2 protein-coding genes are annotated in these 1,670 nt (G+C 70.0%); both read right to left on the reverse strand.

Translation table 11 applies throughout. The features are described 5' to 3' along the window. Positions 1 to 129: 129 nt before the first annotated feature. Positions 130 to 585 carry a DoxX family protein gene (locus G6048_RS48005; RefSeq protein WP_165345884.1) on the reverse strand — a complete coding sequence of 152 codons (456 nt, stop codon included), beginning with the start codon at positions 583 to 585 and terminating at the stop codon, positions 130 to 132. A 197-nt stretch (positions 586 to 782) separates the two neighbouring features. Continuing rightward, on the reverse strand, positions 783 to 1,502 hold the full coding sequence (locus tag G6048_RS48010) for a class I SAM-dependent methyltransferase (protein ID WP_165345885.1): 720 nt from the start codon (positions 1,500 to 1,502) through the stop codon (positions 783 to 785). Between the last annotated feature and the right edge of the window lie 168 nt (positions 1,503 to 1,670).

A 1,670-nucleotide genomic window follows, 5' to 3' on the forward strand; every position in this document is an offset into this window, starting at 1 on the left:
GGCTCCGGGGCCGCCCCACGCTGATCACGGCGGTCCGGCACCAGTACGGACCCGCAGCTCCGAACCGCACCCCCAGCGGAGCGCCCCGCGCGGCCCCCTCCCCCGCGCCGGGCGCCGTCCGACTGAGGGTCACGACCGTCGTCGTATGAGCCGCAGCAGCTCGGCGTTGTGACTCCGGCGTGCGTAGGCGATCAGGGCGAGCGGGACTATCAGGATGAGCGGAGTCGCGGCGTACTGGCCGTCGAAGACCGCGAGTTGCGTGATGAACGCGCCCACCATCAGCGCGCTCAGCGAGACTGCCGCCAGGGACGACAGCAGCGGGATCAACAGCGCGATACCGCCGAGCAGTTCGAGCACACCGATGCTGTACATGCCCGCGCCGCCCCAGCCGATCTTGTCGAAGGACTCGACGGCCGATTCGTGCCCGATCAGCTTGGGCAGCGCGCTCGCGAAGCCGAAGAACAGGGCGAGTACGACCTGCAAGCCACGCAGGGCGATTCGCGCGCGGCGGCCACGAGCGGTCGCGGATTCGGCGACGACGATGCCGGAGGTTGCGGAGGCGGCGGGAGCGGCGGTCTCGGACATGAGGCTCTCCTGTGTGAAGCGGTGCGCGTTGCTGTCAGAGAGGTAGACCGACCCGCCTCCCGAAACTCATCGCTCGGCAAGCGGCGTTCTCCGCCAAACCGCGAAACTCATCACCCACCGCCCCCAAACTCACGCCACCTGTGGGCCCGCTGCCCGCTGCCGGTCACCCCAAGCTCACGCCACCCGCCGACCCAAACTCACGCCCTCACCGGCACCGCCCGTACCCATGTCCCGTCCTCCGTCAGATACCGGTCGACCTTGAGCCCCGCCTCCGCCAGCGCCTCCTCGAACTGGACCTTTGTGAGCGGTCGTGCAAGGAACGTCTGGGTCCATATCGCGTCCGGGAAGACATACTCCGCGCGCACCGAATTCACCCCGTCCCCGACCGGTTCCGCGGACAGCATCCGCACCGTGAACCCGCTCGGACCCCTCCCCCAGCCTTCGGCCGGGGGGACCCCCGTCTCGCTCCGCTCGCGCGGCAGATTCGTGTGGTAGTCCTCCCCCTCGCGCTGGATCAACACGCACCCGTCGTCCGCGACATGACTCAGGCACACGTCCAGCATCCCGCGCCGCACCTCGACGTCGCCGGTGTGCACCAGGAACGACGCGAGCATCACCACGTCGAACTTCTCCCCCAGAGAGAGCGTTTCGATGGGACCGCGTATCGTGCGCGCCCCACGCACCCGCTCCAGCATCTCCGCCGACTCGTCCACCGCCGTGACCGTGAACCCCCGCTCCAGAAGCGGATGCGTCATCCGCCCCACCCCGCAGCCCAGTTCGAGGATGTGCGCCCCCGCTGGCACGGCCGCGCTGATGATGTCCGGCTCGTCCCGGACGGGCAGCCGCGCGTACAGCTCCACCGCGCAGCCGTCCGGCGTAATCGCTCCGGGCCCTGTTCCCTCGTATCCCGCACGCATCTCGATCGTCATACCCGTCAAACGGCCCGTTCCCGCCGCCCCCCAGACGCGATAGCCGACCCGGTCGAGCCGCTTCCCGGCCAGCGCGATTCCGACACCGACGGGCAGTCCTTGCCCGAGCGACCCGGTGGCCGTCTCCACCCACGGCAGCCGCCGCGGCGTCGGATG

Source organism: Streptomyces ureilyticus, assembly GCF_011045025.1.
Classification (GTDB): domain Bacteria; phylum Actinomycetota; class Actinomycetes; order Streptomycetales; family Streptomycetaceae; genus Streptomyces; species Streptomyces ureilyticus.

Coding starts and splice junctions, on each gene's coding strand:
- G6048_RS48005 (WP_165345884.1), bottom strand. CDS start 585: ATGTCCGAGACCGCCGCTCCCGCCGCCTCCGCAACCTCCGGCATCGTC.
- G6048_RS48010 (WP_165345885.1), bottom strand. CDS start 1,502: ATGCGTGCGGGATACGAGGGAACAGGGCCCGGAGCGATTACGCCGGAC.